This is a genomic window from Peribacillus sp. NPDC096540 (genome assembly GCF_050278525.1).
Lineage (GTDB): Bacteria > Bacillota > Bacilli > Bacillales > DSM-1321 > Peribacillus.
On the sequence record NZ_JBNNTG010000017.1, the window covers coordinates 54454 to 70267 of the forward strand.

Sequence of the window (15814 nt, forward strand, 5' to 3'; positions counted from 1 at the left end):
CAATTTTCTCCTTGGTTGTATAGAGTATTTTTGAAATTTAATGAATAATCAATTATTTGTTTGCTGATTAGTGAGGATGACTTTATCCAATGATTCCTCAACGTTTTGAAGGTGAAAAAGCATAGCGTTGCGCGCTCCGGCTTCGTCTTGTGCGACAATGGCGTCATAAATCTTAGCATGCTGTTGGTAAAGTCGTTTAAGTGTCATTTCTTCGGAATATAGAGCAATCCGCCGAATATCACGCATCTTTTCCGTCATTAATTCTGAAACGTGATGCATCAGTGTAATGAGCAATTCATTTTGGGAAGCGTTTGCGACTGCAACGTGGAAGGCTATATCAGCTTTATCACTCAGTTCTTCATCTTCAGTCACCTTTTCCATTTCAGAAAGCCTGACCTTAAGCTCAGCAAGGTTTTCATTTGTTCGTTTCTTTGCAGCTACTTCAGCGGCTCCCGACTCAAGGATTTTCCGAACCTCTAGCAAATGCTTGATATTGTCCTTGTCCATTAAAAGAGCAGTAGTTAAGGGGAAATTCATGATGCTAGGGTCAAATGTTTTAACAAATGTTCCTTCCCCTTGTTTGATTTCAATGAGTCCCATTGAACTTAATGCACTTAATGCTTCACGGATTGCCGGTCGTCCGACTTGGAAATTTTCCGCAAGCTGTTGAATGGAGTCTAATTGTTCACCAGGTTTCAGGGTGCCTGACCGAATCATTTCATAAAGTTCTTCGCTGACTTCTTCATAAATTTTTTTCGGTTTTATTTTTTTATATACCAAGTTGTAAACACCTCTATTTTCTATGAGTTTCTCTGTTTAATATTATATAACACAAACGATCTTTCTCACTTGTCGAAGAGTAAAAATCAAAAATAAATCTTGATTTTATATTTTTTATCATTTAATTTAGATAAATGATCATCAAGTCATCTGATGACTTTGAATATTTAGTCATGTAAGGGTTTTCACCTGGTACATAATTTCTGAAATTTTAAAAAATTTAGTAAAAGGAGTCGAAATGAATGACATGGACACAAAACTTTACGCCGATTATCGATAATTTAGTTGTATCTTCTCTTGTAGCACTTATCCCAATTCTTTACTTTTTCTGGGCGCTTACGATCAAGCGAATGAAAGGGTACATTGCTGGTCTTACAACGTTGCTAGTGGCCCTTGCAGTTGCCGTTTTTGTGTATGGAATGCCAGCAGGAAAGGCCATAATGTCTGCTTCGCAAGGGGCGGTGTACGGGCTGTTGCCAATCGGATGGATTATTATCACTTCCGTATTTTTGTACAAAATGACTGTTAAAAGCGGACAATTTAATATTATTCGATCTTCGGTTCTTTCGCTTACCGAAGACCGCCGCCTTCAGGCTTTATTGGTTGCGTTTTCTTTCGGGGCCTTTTTAGAAGGTGCCGCTGGATTTGGAGCACCGGTTGCGATTTCCGCTGCACTTTTAGTAGGTCTAGGGTTTAATCCGCTATATGCAGCCGGCATTTGTTTAATTGCCAACACAGCTCCGGTCGCATTCGGGGCCGTTGGAATACCGATTATTGCTATGGAAGGGCCTACGGGGATTGCTGCCATGGAGATTTCGAAAATGGTCGGCCGCCAACTGCCATTCCTTTCAGCATTCATACCACTGTACCTCATTTTAATAATGACTGGGTGGAAACGATCGCTTGAGGTTATGCCAGCTATCTTGGTTTCTGGTCTATCCTTTGCAATTACCCAATATTTTAGCTCGAATTTTCTTGGACCTGAGTTACCGGATATCCTTTCTGCTCTAGTGTCACTTTTTGCTTTAGCAATCTTCCTGAAATTTTGGAAGCCTAAAACAATCTTCAGGTTTGCGTCTGAAGAAACTGCAGCAGCTGTTGAACCATTGAATGATTCAGTGGAAATGGAAATGGAAAAAAGGTATACGAAATGGCAAATATTCCATGCGTGGTCACCATTCCTTTTGTTAACGCTTTTCATAACGATATGGGGGATGAATCCGATAAAACCTGCGCTCTCTGGGCATTATGAAGGTGACAATATGTTGCTAAGCGGAATCAATGAAATTGGAAAACTATTAACCTTCCAAATTGAAGTACCAGGCCTGCATAACGAGATTATCGGGAGCAATGGATTACCGATTGCCGCTTTCTTTAAAATAGAACTGCTCGGAGCAGCGGGAACAGCCATATTACTGGCTGCGATCGTTACGAAGTTTATTGCACACATGTCTACAAGAGTTTTCTTTAACACCTTTGCTGAAGCGATGAAAGAGTTGACAAAACCAATCTTGATGATTTCTTCGGTTGTGGCTTTTGCGTACGTAACGAATGCTTCTGGTATGTCTACAACATTAGGAATGACACTTGCAAAATCAGGGGATTTGTTTCCGTTCTTCGCACCGGTTCTCGGTTGGTTAGGTGTGTTTATTACAGGATCCGATACATCTGCTAATCTCTTATTTGGCAGTCTTCAGAAAGTTACAGCTCTTAAGGTAGGGATGGAACCGGTTCTGGCACTTGCGGCGAACTCATCAGGAGGGGTTACCGGTAAAATGATCTCGCCTCAATCGATTGCCATTGCTTGTGCTGCTGTAGGGTTGGCAGGTAGGGAATCAGAATTATTGAGATTCACGATTAAGCATAGCTTGTTCTTATTGCTTCTTATTTGTATGATTACCTTCTTGCAAAATGGCGTCCTATCCTGGATGATTCCATAATTTGAATGAGGCTCTCCCTATTGAAAGGGAGAGTCCTCTATGTTTTTATGATCTTATGCGAAGGGGGACATCTCATGCATTTAGCAGCTGTAGCAGAAAAATTAGTTCATGAGGTTCGAAAGCTTATTGATGAGGAAATCATCATTATTAATCATGTTGGCACGATTATCGCCAGCACAGATAAAAGTCGTATTGGTTCCTACCATGAAGGAGCCATCCATGCTTTTAAAAACCGTGAGAAACTGATCATCAATAAACAAGATGAACAAAATTGGAAAGGGGTAAAGGCGGGAATCAACCTGCCCATTTTTTTTAATCAGGAAGCCGTTTGTGTAATTGGAATTACCGGTGATCCAAAACAAGTTTCTCCATATGCAGAACTTTTAAAAAAGATGACGGAGATGTTTATTCAGGAAAGCTATCACATCGAACAAGAAGAATCACAGTCTCGCCTGATGGAATTCTTTGTGTTTGAATGGCATCAGCTTCAAAGGTTCGATGAGTCATTCCTTCAGAAGGCAAAGCTGCTGGGAATCGATGTTATGGCTGAGCGGATAATCATTCTTGGTGAATTTCAGACAGAAAAAATCATTGAACAGCATGTGTGGAGGACGCTGCAGATTTACACAAGGCAGCAGCACCCAAAGGATATCGTAGTTCGGTGGGGAAGGAACCAGTTCGTCATTCTTTCTTTAGCTGATTTTATCGGTGCAAAAACCCATCAATTAACGAAATTAAGTCAATTGCAAAAAAAACTTGAGGGAAGTTCCGGATATAAAGTGAGCGTAGGGGTTAGCTCGCGTTCATCAGGTTCCGCGTTTAGACAGGCCTTTTTTAAAGCAGAGCGGTCTTTGAAAATTGCGCTGTCTGCATCGAGTATTGTATTTGATGAGGACTTGAAGCTCGAAGTCCTGCTCGACGAAGTTACCCCTGAAACAAGACAGGAATATTTAACCCGGACGATTGAGAACTTGCTTCTTAACGAAGAGTTACTTAAAACGCTGTCCATGTATTTTTCTTGTGATCTTTCTTTGAAAGAAACCGCTGCATCCCTGCATATACACATTAATACGCTCCATTACAGGCTCAAACGTATTGAAGAAATGACCCAATTAAACCCTAGGAAGCTGTCAGATCTAGTCATTATGTATCTAGCTGTACAAATTTTATATAAACATACAAATAATTAATATGAAAAGCTGGAAAATCTATATGTTCATACATAGAAGATTATCTAGCTTTTTTCTATACTTAAATTACATAAAAAAATCGAGAACTATTTTTAAAAAGGGGGATGTATATGTTAACAAAACAGGTTAAGCAACAGCTACTGGCCATTGTTGATTCAGAAAATTACGATGATTCTAAAGTGGAATGCCTTGTTTATTCGTACGACGCAACGCCTGGGTATCAATCGATGCCGGATGCCGTTATAAAACCAGGGTGCACGAATGAAGTAGCTGCAATCGTCAAAGTTTGTAACGAACACAAAGTTCCTATCATTCCACGCGGCTCGGGAACAAATTTAAGCGGAGGAACATGCCCGACACAGGGGGGGCTTGTCGTTTTATTCAATCGGATGAATTCATTGCTTGAAATAGACGAGGAAAACTTAACGGCAACGGTCCAGCCAGGGCTTATCACATTGGATATGATTTCTGCAGTTGAAAAGAAGGGCTTATTTTATCCGCCCGATCCAAGTTCGATGAAAATTTCAACAATTGGCGGCAACATTAATGAGAACTCTGGCGGATTAAGAGGTTTAAAATACGGGGTCACTCGTGATTATGTCATCGGGCTTGAAGTAGTTCTTCCGAATGGGGACATCATTCGGACAGGAGGAAAGCTTGCCAAGGATGTAGCCGGCTATGATTTAACGAAGTTGTTTGTCGGCTCAGAAGGCACACTCGGTATCGTAACAGAAGCGATCTTAAAACTGATTCCAATTCCAGAAACAACAAAGACGATGCTTGCTTTATATCAAGACCTGGATGCTGCGGCCCAGTCTGTGGCTAAAATCATTTCAAATAAAATCATTCCTGTCACTCTTGAATTTCTAGATCGGCCAACGTTGATTGTGGTTGAGGACTTCGCAAAAATCGGTTTGCCTACCAATGTGGAGGCAGTTCTCCTAATCGAACAGGATGGACCGCCAGAAGTTGTAGAACGTGATATGAAAAGAATGGCGGATATCTGTCTAGATGAAAAAGCGGTCTCTGTTGAAATTGCTGAAACGGAACTCGACGCAGTGGCCTTGAAAACGGCGAGACGGACAGCTCTTTCTGCACTCGCACGTTTGAAACCTACGACAATTTTAGAGGATGCTACAGTGCCACGTTCGGAAATTGCCAAAATGGTTAGAGCCATTAATGAAATCGCTACTAAACATAATGTGAACATTTGTACATTTGGTCATGCTGGGGATGGAAATCTTCACCCAACGTGTATTACTGATGCCCGTGATCATGACGAAATGGAAAGAGTAGAGCTTGCCTTTGCCGACATTTTTGCCGTGGCTATTGACCTTGGAGGCACGATTACGGGTGAACATGGAGTTGGAGCCATGAAGGCCCCTTACCTTGAATGGAAGCTGAAAAAAGAGGGCATTGCCGCCATGAAAGGAATTAAACAGGCATTCGATCCGAATAACATCATGAATCCAGGCAAGGTATTCGCCAAAGAAAGTAGGAAAAGGGTGGTGGTGTCATCATGACGACAGTCAAAGAGAGGGAAATCATTGCCGACCAATTTGCGGAGAAAATGAATGAGGATGAATTGCTTAATTGTATGCGTTGCGGCTTTTGCTTACCCCATTGCCCGACATATATTGAATCAGCTTTAAAGGAATCCCATTCACCAAGGGGCCGTATTGCACTTATGAAAGCGGTAACGGATGGCCTGATTGAACCGGATGAAGATGTAGAGCGTTCTTTAAGTCTTTGCCTCGGCTGTAGGGCCTGTGAACCGGTCTGCCCTTCCGGTGTAAAATATGGACATCTTTTAGAAGAAGCCAGGGATATCATCCATCAGAATAAAAAACACAGTCTTCCAGTAAAAGCAATTCGTAATACGGTTTTTAAGGGATTATTTCCTCATCAAGAGCGGATGCAGAACATGACAAGTTTGCTGGGATTTTACCAGCGTTCTGGTCTTCAGTACATTGCTCGCAAAACTGGTGTCCTAAGCATACTTCCGGATAATCTGGCGACCATGGAAAAAGTGCTGCCGAAGGTTCCGAAAAAATCCGAAATGAAAAATAGGCCAACTGAGCTGCCTGCGATAGGAAATCCGATCAAAAGGGTAGCCTTCTTTTCCGGCTGTTTAATGGATACGATGTTTTTGGATACAAACAAGGCTACACTAAAACTACTACAGCTGGCCGGATGTGAAATCGTAATCCCGAAAGCCCAGGCTTGTTGCGGAGCCCTGCATGGTCATAGTGGTGAAAAAGAAGGCGCAAAACAATTAGCCAAGCGAAATATTGAAGCGTTTGAAGCGGATGAAGTCGATTATATTATTACAAATGCCGGCGGTTGTGGAGCATTCCTTATAGATTATGACCATTTGCTCCAAGATGAGCCGGAGTGGTACGAACGGGCCATTGCTTTTAAAAACAAGATGAAAGATATCAGTGAAGTTCTTGTGAATTTACGTTTTCAGGAAAAAGTTCGCATGAAACTACCCTTACAGTCAGTGACATATCAAGATTCCTGTCACTTACGGAATGTGATGAAAACCTCGAATGCGCCGAGAATTCTCCTACAGTCGATAGAAGGAATTGATTTTAGGGAAATGAAAGATGCGGACCGTTGCTGCGGCTCAGCAGGGATTTATAATATTGTAGAATCAGAGATGTCTATGAAAATTCTCGACTCGAAGATGAAACACACTAAATCAACACAGGCAGATATTGTTGTTACGGCAAATCCCGGTTGTTTACTACAAATGCAATTGGGAATCGAAAGAGAAAACTTAAGCGAGTGCACGAAAGCGGTTCATATTGTGGATCTGCTTTTAGAGGCTGTAGCATTATAAAACGGAGTTGTTAATTGACTTCAAACAGAATATAAAAGTAAATAAATGGTATAATCCGGATAAACATTAAAGTTTAATAAATGTGTAAGCCTTTGCTATGACTTGGTTTCACGTAAAAACCCGTTCTGTTTTGGGAACAAATTGTAATGTTATAACCAAAAATGAAATATTACATCCCCGTTTACTTAGGGATTTATCGGGTAGAGTTTATATAACATCCACTCAACAAAACCTAAGGAGGAATGTAACATGAATAAAACAGTATATGGTGTATATGAATCGAATGCAGAAGTAATTCAGGCAATTCATGCACTTAAGGCCAAGGGCTTTGAGGGAGACGATATTTTGGTTGTTGCAGACAAGGAAGAAACATTAGATTTTACGAATCATCAAGAAGAAACTGATGTTCATACGATGACAAATGTCCCAAACGACGAATCCTTTATGGACAAGGTAGCGCGCTTCTTCATGCCGGATGATACGGCTGATCTTTCAACAAGGTTAGCTAATGCAGGGCTTTCAAACAGTGAAGCCGCAGAACATGTTTATGATGTAGAACACGGGAAAGTTCTAGTTCTTGTAGAAGAGGGAGAAGGACATCTGGCAACGTCACGAGACAAATTCACTACCGGAGCAAGGGGTGTTGGAACGTCGGGAACAAAGTTGGATACGAACTCAGCTAACACTCGTTATAACGGTACCGAAAAAACGGATCCATTAAATAAAGACGACGGTTATGGAGTGAATGGACGAGACCGTGAAGATAGTCTGGAAACAGGCAGTATCAATAAAGGGGAAACATTGCGTATCCCGGTTGTAGATGAAAGCGTATCGAAAATACCAGTTGTTACAGATGAAATTGTTATCAAGAAACATGCTGTACAAGAAACTGAAAAAGTCCAGGATACCCACAAAAAAGAAGATACCCAGCTTGATAGTAATGATGATCCTATCGTACATGAAGAAAAGGGAACTGAACGAAGAAACGAGCGCTTCTAAAAGAGTGATGGAAAGGGCCTGCAGTTTTTAAAACTGTAGGCTCTTTTATTTCCTAAAGTCTTTTTACAATCGTGATGTATACAAAACTGCACCTTTGGGGTGAGTCCTCATTTGTTTAATTTGAGTCCATCCGGGTATAAATACATATAAGATACAAATCGGAATTATTAAAGGAGGAAGAAGCATGGGAACAACATTATATGGTGTTTTTGATTCTAATCCGGAAGTTATTAAGGAAATACAAACTCTCAAAGTAAAGGGAGTTCGCGATGAAGAAATAACCGTAATAGCAGATAAAAAAGAAGATTTGAATTTTACGAATGATAAGCAGAAATCGGATGTAGATATCATTTCGAATTCAGATAAGGATTCTTTTATTGAAAAGGTCAAACACTTTTTCTTGAACGAAGGTTCTGCAGACATGTGGAACCGGCTAGGAGATATGGGACTTGCCGATAGTGAAGCCACATCTTATATAAACGAAGTTGAAGCAGGGAAATTCCTGATTCTGCTGGATGAGCAAGTATCCTTATCACCCGAGGAAGACGTTACTACCGACGCCATGCTAAAATCGGACAGACTTACTACAGAGAATCCACTTAAAACAGGCGTGGTGAATAATCCGGATCCTAACCTTTTCCCGGAAACAACAGCTAATGCTTATCGAACAAGGGAAGTAGAAGCCCAACCAGGAAAAGCGAAGAGCTTTATGGGAATGCTACCAACATATTTGAAAATCAAGGGTTGAACACAAAGCGAGCTGAAGAAAGAGAAATTAAGGCGAACTCCACCGAAAAATATAAGGATCATAATCCTGAGGATTATGTGGGTACACTAGCGAGCGATTCCAATGTAGATCCATTTTCTGCTGATACTAAAAAAGCACTGGATCGGACTATGAACCCGAATGTTGAAAGTGTGCAGCAAGAAGAAAAGGATATCATGAAAGATGAATACATCAAAAATCGAATTAACACCGATCATCTGTAAGACGGAAAAATAACAGCCTGTGCAGGGCTGTTATTTTTTGGGGATGGTTAGAATCCCTTTATGCAAAGGATTTCTTTAATGATTAGTTAGGATTTCTCATTAGACAATTTGCTTGTTTATTGATCAAGCCGCAAGGTATAATTACAAAGGAATTAATTCTAAGTAGAGTAACTAGGAGGGGAAGAAACATGGAAAAAAACGTATATGGTGTTTTTGACTCTAATCCGGAACTACTTGCTGCAATTCAAGAATTACAAGCTAAAGGCGTTACTGGTCCCCAAATGACAGTAGCAGCTGATATAAAGAATGATGTGCAGCTTGGAAATGAACATACGGATATATTGATCATCGCCAATCAGGATAAGGACACGTTTTTTTTAAGAATCTTCCACTACTTCACAGATGAAGGATCTGGAGATTTACGCAGCTTTTTCACGAAATACGGCTACTCCGTTACTGAGACAAAAGCGTTGCTTGAAGAAGTGAGCGCAAAAAAATTCATCTTGCTGCTCGATGAAGAAGTCTCTATCGAAGAACTAAATGATAAAGTAGTACCGATAACGAAGTAAGCGAATACAAAAAAATAACAGCCTGCGAAGGCTGTTATTTTTTTAATCCTGATTCGAGAGCAGTAATCATTTCTTGTTTTTCCTGCTCAGATGAATTTTGCCAGATGACCTCGAATAATACGCCCAATCCAGGAAGCATTTTTTCCTCGCCATTCTGAATTGCATCGACAATCGTGTCTTCTAGCTGCTCTTGCGTATTACCAGTTACGTTTTGAATGATCGCATTTCTTAGGTTTAAATTCACATTTATTCCTCCTCATACACATAATGACTCACATTAATAGCATTTCACAAACTGGCATGCAATATGTATGTAAATTGCGTTATAATAGGACAATCAGTGTGAAGTTAAAGGAGCGTTTAACCTTGAAATATATTGAATCCGTAAAAAACCCGCAAGTGAAGCAATGGAAAAAGCTATTGACGAAGAAAGAGCGCGACAAAACAGGGAAATATTTAGTCGAGGGCTTTCACCTCGTTGAAGAAGCGTTAAAAGAAGAAATCGTCATTGAAGTGATTGTTAATGAAGAAACAGAAATGCCTGCTAATTTTACACTAGAAGGCACAGAAGTCATTTATGTTAAAAATGAAATTATGAAAGCGATTTGTGATACAGAGACCCCGCAGGGAATTGCAGCGGTATGTGAGCAGAAATTAATTAGTATGGCGTCCATTAATCCGGATAAACTACTGTTGATTGATGCGGTACAGGATCCAGGAAATATCGGAACGATGATTCGGACGGCAGATGCGGCTGGAATTGATGCGGTCATTCTGGGCGAAGGTTGTGCAGATCTGTATAACCCGAAAGTGGTCCGTTCGACGCAAGGAAGTCTGTTTCATATGCCTGTCATCAAAGGAAACCTTTCTGAAATCATCGATGAACTGAAGCAAAATGGCACACCGGTTTACGGCACAGCACTTGAAGGAGCCTCGCCATTTGAAGAAGTGGAAAAGTCCTCTCGATTTGCCTTGCTTGTCGGTAATGAAGGACAGGGAGTAGCAAAGGGCTTGCTAGAGAAAACTACGAAAAACCTCTATATTCCTATCTACGGGAAAAGTGAATCACTGAATGTAGGGATTGCTGCTGGGATTTTAATGTACCATTTACGAAAATCAATTTGAAACGGCAGTCGAATTATAATATAATAAAACAGAATTTTATAATGAAAACAACGATGACAAAGAGTAGTAACTTAAGATATCCATAACCAGGGAAAAAATGCCGTGACTGAAAGCATTTTTATGGCGCTGCTTAAGGGAATTCACCTTTCGAGTTGGCATTGGGAAGACGACAAAGAGTCCGAAAAATGTTCCGGTGAAGAGCCGTTATTTTTATGAAGTGAGTGCGAAGTTTTTTTACTTATGCACTAATAAGGGTGGTACCGCGATACATAAACCTCGTCCCTTTCTGGGATTGGGGTTTTTTTGTGTTTATTTTTAAAAAAGGAAAATAAAGGAGGAAGACATGATGCAGGAACGTTTACTAGAACTGCAGGAAGAAGCGTTGCAAAAAGTTGCCGCAGCTTCCGAACTAAAGGAACTGAATGAAGTCCGTGTTTCTTATTTAGGGAAAAAAGGGCCTATCACTGAGGTATTGCGTGGCATGGGTAAATTGTCAGCGGAGGAACGGCCGAAAATCGGTGCACTTGCTAATGATGTTCGTGAAGCAATCGCTTCAAAAATTGAGGAGAAACAAAAAGCTCTTGAAACTGCTGCTGTCAATGCAAAGCTAGCAACAGAAACCATTGACGTTACACTTCCAGGACGTCCGGTTAACAAGGGGAATCTTCACCCATTAACACGTGTTGTGGAAGAAATTGAAGATTTATTCATCGGTATGGGTTACACAGTCGCAGAAGGTCCAGAAGTCGAAAGCGACTACTACAATTTTGAGGCATTGAACCTGCCGAAAAGCCATCCGGCACGTGATATGCAGGACTCTTTCTACATCACAGATGAAATCCTAATGCGTACGCACACTTCACCGGTACAAGCTAGAACGATGGAAAAACACAAAGGCCAAGGCCCTGTTAAAATTATTTGCCCTGGTAAAGTATATCGCCGTGATAATGATGACGCGACACACTCCCATCAATTCCAACAAATTGAAGGCTTGGTCATCGATGAAAACATCAGCATGAGCGACCTGAAAGGCACGCTTGACGTGTTTGCGAAAAAAGTATTTGGTCAAGACCGTGAAATCCGTCTTCGTCCAAGTTTCTTCCCATTTACAGAACCATCTGTTGAAGTTGATATTTCTTGTAAAATCTGCGGTGGAAAAGGCTGTAGCGTCTGTAAACAAACAGGCTGGATTGAAGTGCTGGGCGGCGGGATTGTCCACCCGAACGTACTTGAAATGGCTGGATTCGATTCGAAAAAATACTCGGGATTCGCTTTTGGAATCGGTGTGGAACGGATCGCAATGTTGAAATACGGCGTAGATGATATCCGCCACTTCTATACAAATGATGTTCGTTTCTTAAAACAATTCCATCATCACGAAGCATAAATTTTATTTTAAAAAGGAGGACCTACCATGTTTGTGTCATATAAATGGTTACAAGATTATGTAGACCTTTCCGGCATCAATGCAACAGCGCTTGCTGACAAAATCACGAAAAGCGGTATTGAGGTTGAAGGGGTAGAAAAGAAAAGTGAAGGGCTTAAAGGAGTTGTTATCGGACATGTACTTGAACGTGAACAGCATCCAAATGCCGATAAATTGAATAAATGTCTAGTCGATATCGGGGCAGAAAATCCCGTTCAAATCATCTGTGGTGCACCGAATGTCGATAAAGGTCAAAAAGTCGCGGTGGCTACTGTCGGTGCTGTGCTTCCGGGCAACTTCAAAATTAAGAAAGCAAAGCTCCGAGGAGAAGAATCGCACGGTATGATTTGTTCGCTTCAAGAATTGGGTTTTGAATCCAAGCTTGTGTCTAAAGACTATGCAACAGGAATCTTCGTGTTTCCAAATGATGTAGAAGTAGGCAAAGATGCATTAGAAGAGCTTGGTTTAAGTGATGAAGTACTAGAGCTTGGCTTAACTCCAAATCGCTCTGACGCTTTGAGCATGCTTGGTGTTGCCTACGAAGTAGGGGCTATTCTTGGTCGGGAAGTAAAATGGCCGGTTATCGAGAAAGAAGAAGCAACTGAAAAAGCATCAGACTATATTAGTGTCAAAGTGGAAGCGAAAGAAGATAACCCATTATACATCGCTAAAATCATCAGAGATGTAAAAGTCGGTCCGTCACCGCTTTGGATGCAGACTCGTCTTATGTCTGCAGGTATTCGTCCGCATAATAACGTAGTTGATATTACGAACTACATTTTGCTTGAATACGGTCAACCACTACATGCATTTGATTATGATCGTTTTGGTTCAAAAGAAATTGTCATTCGCAGAGCGAAGGGTACAGAAAAAGTCGTCACATTGGATGAAGCGGAACGTACTTTGACACCTGAACATTTAGTAATAACTAATGGCAACGAGCCGGTTGCGATTGCTGGTGTGATGGGCGGAGCTAATTCCGAAGTGAAAAATGATACAACGAATATTATTATTGAAAGTGCATATTTTGCTGGGACGGTTGTTCGTAAAGCTTCTAAAGACCACGGTTTACGCAGTGAAGCAAGTGCTCGTTTTGAAAAAGGAGTCGATCCAGCCCGCGTACGTGAAGCTGGAGAGCGTGCGGCGCAATTAATTGCACAGTATGCAGGCGGAACAGTTCTTCAAGGAACAGCAGAAGTTGACGAATTAACAATGGAACCTGCTGTTATAAGTATCACACTTGAAAAAATCAACAAACTTCTTGGTACGAGCATGACGGTATCTGAAGTACAGTCGATCTTCAAACGTCTGCAATTTGGAGTAGAGCTTGACAATGAAACGTTCACAATCACAGTGCCGACCCGCCGAGGTGATATTACGATTGAAGCAGATTTAGTTGAAGAAGCGGCACGTTTATATGGGTATGACAACATTCCCGCAACGTTGCCAATCGGTTCGGCAACTCCAGGTCAATTGACAGACTATCAGATCAAACGTCGGAAAGCTCGTCGTACCCTTGAAGGAGCAGGCCTTTACCAAGCGATAACCTATTCACTGACGAGCCAGGAAAAAGCGGCCCAATTCGCGTTGGAAACTCGTGAATCCATTCGTTTGGCAATGCCAATGAGTGAGGAACGGAGCCAACTGCGCTTGAGTATCGTGCCACAATTATTAGAAGTCGTGAAATACAATAATGCTCGCCAACTTGATTCACTTGCCTTATATGAAATCGGTTCGGTATTCTTTAAGCAGGACGGACAAGAGCTTCCTGAAGAGAAAGAACATATTGCTGGAGCTATCACAGGCCTATGGGAATCCCACTTATGGCAAGACGAAAAGAAACCAGTGGATTTCTATGTAGCAAAAGGCGTGATTGAAGCGTTATTCGATACACTAGGATTAGCTGGTCAAATCAGTTATCGCCAAGCGGAAATTAATGATATGCATCCAGGACGGACTGCAGAGGTACTGTTGAATGGTGAAGTGATTGGCTTCATCGGACAGGTGCACCCAACTGTTCAAAAAGACTTGGATATTAAAGAAACGTACATTTTTGAACTATCCTTAAAAGCATTAGCTGAAGCGGAAGTGGCGCCGATTGCCTATGAAACCATTCCGCGCTACCCATCGACCACACGCGATATCGCGCTTGTTGTTGATAAAGCAACAAAAGCTGGGGACATTCAAAGCATTATTATAGAAGCCGGTGGAAAGCTGCTGAAAGAAGTAGGCATCTTCGATTTATATGAAGGCGAAAGAATGGAGCAAGGTAAGAAATCCATCGCATACTCACTGAAATACTTCGATCCGGAACGCACATTAACGGACGAGGATATTACAAAAGCACATGATAAAGTACTTGCGGCCGTTAAAGAAAAAGCTGGCGCAGAACTACGAGGATAATTTAAAAAAAGACAGCCTCCTGAATTTTGGGAAGCTGTCTTTTTATAATCAGAACTCACGAGTAAACAGGGTGAACTCACGAGTAAACAGAGCGAATTCACGAGTAAACAGGGCGAACTCACGAGTAAACAGGGTGAATTCACGAGTAAACAGAGCGAATTCACGAGTAAACAGGGTGAATTCACGAGTAAACAGAGCGAATTCACGAGTAAACAGGGCGAATTCACGAGTAAACAGAGCGAATTCACGAGTAAACAGAGCGAATTCACGAGTAAACAGAGCGAATTCACGAGTAAACAGAGCGAACTCACGAGTAAACAGGGTGAATTCACGAGTAAACGGAGCGAATTCACGAGTAAAGCAAAGAAAAATACGAGAGTTGGCCTAGCCATCATTCCATAACATAAAGAACAGCCGCTTTCCTTATTTATGATATTTCTGTTGATATAGTCGCTTCGCTTTTTCTGTATTGGCAAAGTGGGTTTTCGTAAATTCATTTAAAGAGTCGATTCCTTTTTCGTGAATCAATCGTGCAGCCGCTTCATCGACAGCAAAGCCGGCACCTTTAGGGATTTTGAAACCGGCTTTTTCACTCAGTAAATCAAAGCGTTTTACGAATGCATAGCGTGCCAGGATGGAAGCGGCAGCTACCCCAAGGTGAATGCCTTCCGCTTTGGTGCACAAATAGGTGGCGTTTGCCTGAAATAGTTCTTGGCCTTTCAAGTAGTTGAAAAATACATCAGGTTGAGCGAATTGGTCGATTAGGACGGCTTCTGCTTGTTCTGGCTCGATTTTTTGCATGAGATTCTTTATGGCCTGGTTATGAAGGATGGCCTTCATTTTTCCTTGTGACATCCCCTTTGCTTGAAGTGTATTATATTTCGGATTATCACAAGTAAGCAGACTGAATGGCACTACATCTTTAATCTGTTTGGCAATTTCGATAATCTGTGGGTCTTTCAGATTTTTAGAATCCTGGACACCCAGTTCTTTCAATAGAGGCAGCTGTTCTTTTTTTGCATAGACAGCAACGACGGTCATGGGTCCGAAATAGTCTCCTGTTCCGACTTCATCCGAACCAATCACAGACATGGTGCCAATATGGGCAGGCGGTGAATAACGATGGACATTGACTGATGCGGAAGAGGATGCTTTTTTCTTTGGAGCAGCAGCACCTTTCTGCCACTTTTCCGCTTCTGTTTCAGCATTCTTTCCTTGAAAAAGGACCTTTCCGGATTTATAGGCGGTCACCGTACATAGGGGTGGCTTAGCTAAAAAGATACTTCCTGGTGGCAGTTTTGCGGCTAAGGAAGAGGAATAATGAGATTTCATTTCCGTTATTTGTGAAGGACTGATAAGTAAAACAACATGAGACATGATTAGTAAACTCCTAACTCAATTTTATTTTTTTAGTGCGTCCTCAACCTAAGGTCGATTTCGTTTGACAAATTATTGCAATTTTATGCAAGAAATGACGCTGTACTCTCTTTCATGACGAAAAACTTCATGATATGATAGAATTAGGATTGTTTAGATTGGGGGCATCA

The 15814-nt window shown here is 41.4% G+C and carries 15 protein-coding genes and 1 other annotated feature; of the genes, 12 read left to right on the forward strand and 3 right to left on the reverse strand.

The window, feature by feature from the left end; all coding sequences use genetic code 11:
- Positions 1-48: 48 nt before the first annotated feature.
- On the reverse strand, positions 49-780 hold the full coding sequence (locus tag ACQKMR_RS15535; RefSeq protein ID WP_427698100.1) for a FadR/GntR family transcriptional regulator: 732 nt from the start codon (positions 778-780) through the stop codon (positions 49-51).
- A gap of 242 nt (positions 781-1022) precedes the next feature.
- Between ACQKMR_RS15535 and ACQKMR_RS15540 the strand changes: the two genes are divergently transcribed.
- The 8 genes from ACQKMR_RS15540 to ACQKMR_RS15575 all read left to right on the forward strand — a co-directional run bounded on the left by ACQKMR_RS15540 (position 1023) and on the right by ACQKMR_RS15575 (position 9313).
- Positions 1023-2720 carry an L-lactate permease gene (locus ACQKMR_RS15540; RefSeq protein ID WP_427698101.1) on the forward strand — a complete coding sequence of 566 codons (1698 nt, stop codon included), beginning with the start codon at positions 1023-1025 and terminating at the stop codon, positions 2718-2720.
- Between the two features lie 74 nt (positions 2721-2794).
- On the forward strand, positions 2795-3910 hold the full coding sequence (locus ACQKMR_RS15545; RefSeq protein WP_427698102.1) for a CdaR family transcriptional regulator: 1116 nt from the start codon (positions 2795-2797) through the stop codon (positions 3908-3910).
- 110 nt (positions 3911-4020) lie between these two features.
- Positions 4021-5433, forward strand: a complete 1413-nt coding sequence (gene glcD / locus ACQKMR_RS15550) for a glycolate oxidase subunit GlcD (RefSeq protein ID WP_427698103.1) — start codon at positions 4021-4023, stop codon at positions 5431-5433.
- Positions 5430-6755, forward strand: coding sequence for a (Fe-S)-binding protein (locus tag ACQKMR_RS15555; protein ID WP_427698104.1), 1326 nt, complete (start codon positions 5430-5432; stop codon positions 6753-6755). The genes glcD and ACQKMR_RS15555 overlap by 4 nt, the downstream gene beginning before the upstream one ends.
- 249 nt (positions 6756-7004) lie before the next feature.
- Positions 7005-7754, forward strand: coding sequence for a general stress protein (locus ACQKMR_RS15560; protein WP_427698105.1), 750 nt, complete (start codon positions 7005-7007; stop codon positions 7752-7754).
- 184 nt (positions 7755-7938) lie between these two features.
- Entirely contained in the window at positions 7939-8502 is a 564-nt protein-coding gene (locus ACQKMR_RS15565; protein WP_427698106.1) for a general stress protein, read from the forward strand.
- Positions 8499-8744 (forward strand): hypothetical protein, encoded by a 246-nt coding sequence (locus tag ACQKMR_RS15570; protein ID WP_427698107.1) that lies wholly within the window; start codon positions 8499-8501, stop codon positions 8742-8744. Before ACQKMR_RS15565 ends, ACQKMR_RS15570 begins: the two co-directional genes overlap by 4 nt.
- A 188-nt stretch (positions 8745-8932) precedes the next feature.
- On the forward strand, positions 8933-9313 hold the full coding sequence (locus ACQKMR_RS15575; protein WP_427698108.1) for a hypothetical protein: 381 nt from the start codon (positions 8933-8935) through the stop codon (positions 9311-9313).
- Positions 9314-9347: 34 nt separating this feature from the next.
- Here ACQKMR_RS15575 and sspI read toward each other — a convergent pair whose 3' ends face one another.
- Positions 9348-9557, reverse strand: a complete 210-nt coding sequence (gene sspI / locus ACQKMR_RS15580) for a small acid-soluble spore protein SspI (RefSeq protein ID WP_427698109.1) — start codon at positions 9555-9557, stop codon at positions 9348-9350.
- A 122-nt stretch (positions 9558-9679) separates the two neighbouring features.
- Here sspI and ACQKMR_RS15585 point away from each other — a divergent pair, with 122 nt between their 5' ends.
- From ACQKMR_RS15585 to ACQKMR_RS15600, 4 genes are all read left to right on the forward strand, one after another.
- Positions 9680-10438, forward strand: a complete 759-nt coding sequence (locus tag ACQKMR_RS15585) for a TrmH family RNA methyltransferase (RefSeq protein WP_427698110.1) — start codon at positions 9680-9682, stop codon at positions 10436-10438.
- A 44-nt stretch (positions 10439-10482) separates the two neighbouring features.
- Positions 10483-10725, forward strand: a binding site (T-box leader).
- Between the two features lie 59 nt (positions 10726-10784).
- The gene (gene pheS, locus ACQKMR_RS15590) at positions 10785-11825 is read left to right on the forward strand and encodes a phenylalanine--tRNA ligase subunit alpha (protein WP_053347235.1); all 1041 of its coding nucleotides are present in this window, start codon (positions 10785-10787) and stop codon (positions 11823-11825) included.
- Between the two features lie 27 nt (positions 11826-11852).
- Positions 11853-14267, forward strand: coding sequence for a phenylalanine--tRNA ligase subunit beta (gene pheT / locus ACQKMR_RS15595; protein ID WP_427698111.1), 2415 nt, complete (start codon positions 11853-11855; stop codon positions 14265-14267).
- Positions 14212-14655 (forward strand): alanine-zipper protein, encoded by a 444-nt coding sequence (locus ACQKMR_RS15600; RefSeq protein ID WP_427698112.1) that lies wholly within the window; start codon positions 14212-14214, stop codon positions 14653-14655. Before pheT ends, ACQKMR_RS15600 begins: the two co-directional genes overlap by 56 nt.
- Positions 14656-14690: 35 nt before the next feature.
- Here ACQKMR_RS15600 and rnhC read toward each other — a convergent pair whose 3' ends face one another.
- Entirely contained in the window at positions 14691-15644 is a 954-nt protein-coding gene (gene rnhC, locus ACQKMR_RS15605; RefSeq protein WP_427698113.1) for a ribonuclease HIII, read from the reverse strand.
- Between the last annotated feature and the right edge of the window lie 170 nt (positions 15645-15814).

Bases quoted from the DNA above. Each gene is read 5' to 3' on its own strand.
- pheT (WP_427698111.1), top strand. From the start codon at position 11,853: ATGTTTGTGTCATATAAATGGTTACAAGATTATGTAGACCTTTCCGGC.
- ACQKMR_RS15575 (WP_427698108.1), top strand. From the start codon at position 8,933: ATGGAAAAAAACGTATATGGTGTTTTTGACTCTAATCCGGAACTACTT.
- ACQKMR_RS15560 (WP_427698105.1), top strand. From the start codon at position 7,005: ATGAATAAAACAGTATATGGTGTATATGAATCGAATGCAGAAGTAATT.
- ACQKMR_RS15540 (WP_427698101.1), top strand. From the start codon at position 1,023: ATGACATGGACACAAAACTTTACGCCGATTATCGATAATTTAGTTGTA.
- ACQKMR_RS15565 (WP_427698106.1), top strand. From the start codon at position 7,939: ATGGGAACAACATTATATGGTGTTTTTGATTCTAATCCGGAAGTTATT.
- ACQKMR_RS15600 (WP_427698112.1), top strand. From the start codon at position 14,212: ATGATAAAGTACTTGCGGCCGTTAAAGAAAAAGCTGGCGCAGAACTAC.
- glcD (WP_427698103.1), top strand. From the start codon at position 4,021: ATGTTAACAAAACAGGTTAAGCAACAGCTACTGGCCATTGTTGATTCA.
- pheS (WP_053347235.1), top strand. From the start codon at position 10,785: ATGCAGGAACGTTTACTAGAACTGCAGGAAGAAGCGTTGCAAAAAGTT.
- rnhC (WP_427698113.1), bottom strand. From the start codon at position 15,644: ATGTCTCATGTTGTTTTACTTATCAGTCCTTCACAAATAACGGAAATG.
- ACQKMR_RS15545 (WP_427698102.1), top strand. From the start codon at position 2,795: ATGCATTTAGCAGCTGTAGCAGAAAAATTAGTTCATGAGGTTCGAAAG.
- ACQKMR_RS15555 (WP_427698104.1), top strand. From the start codon at position 5,430: ATGACGACAGTCAAAGAGAGGGAAATCATTGCCGACCAATTTGCGGAG.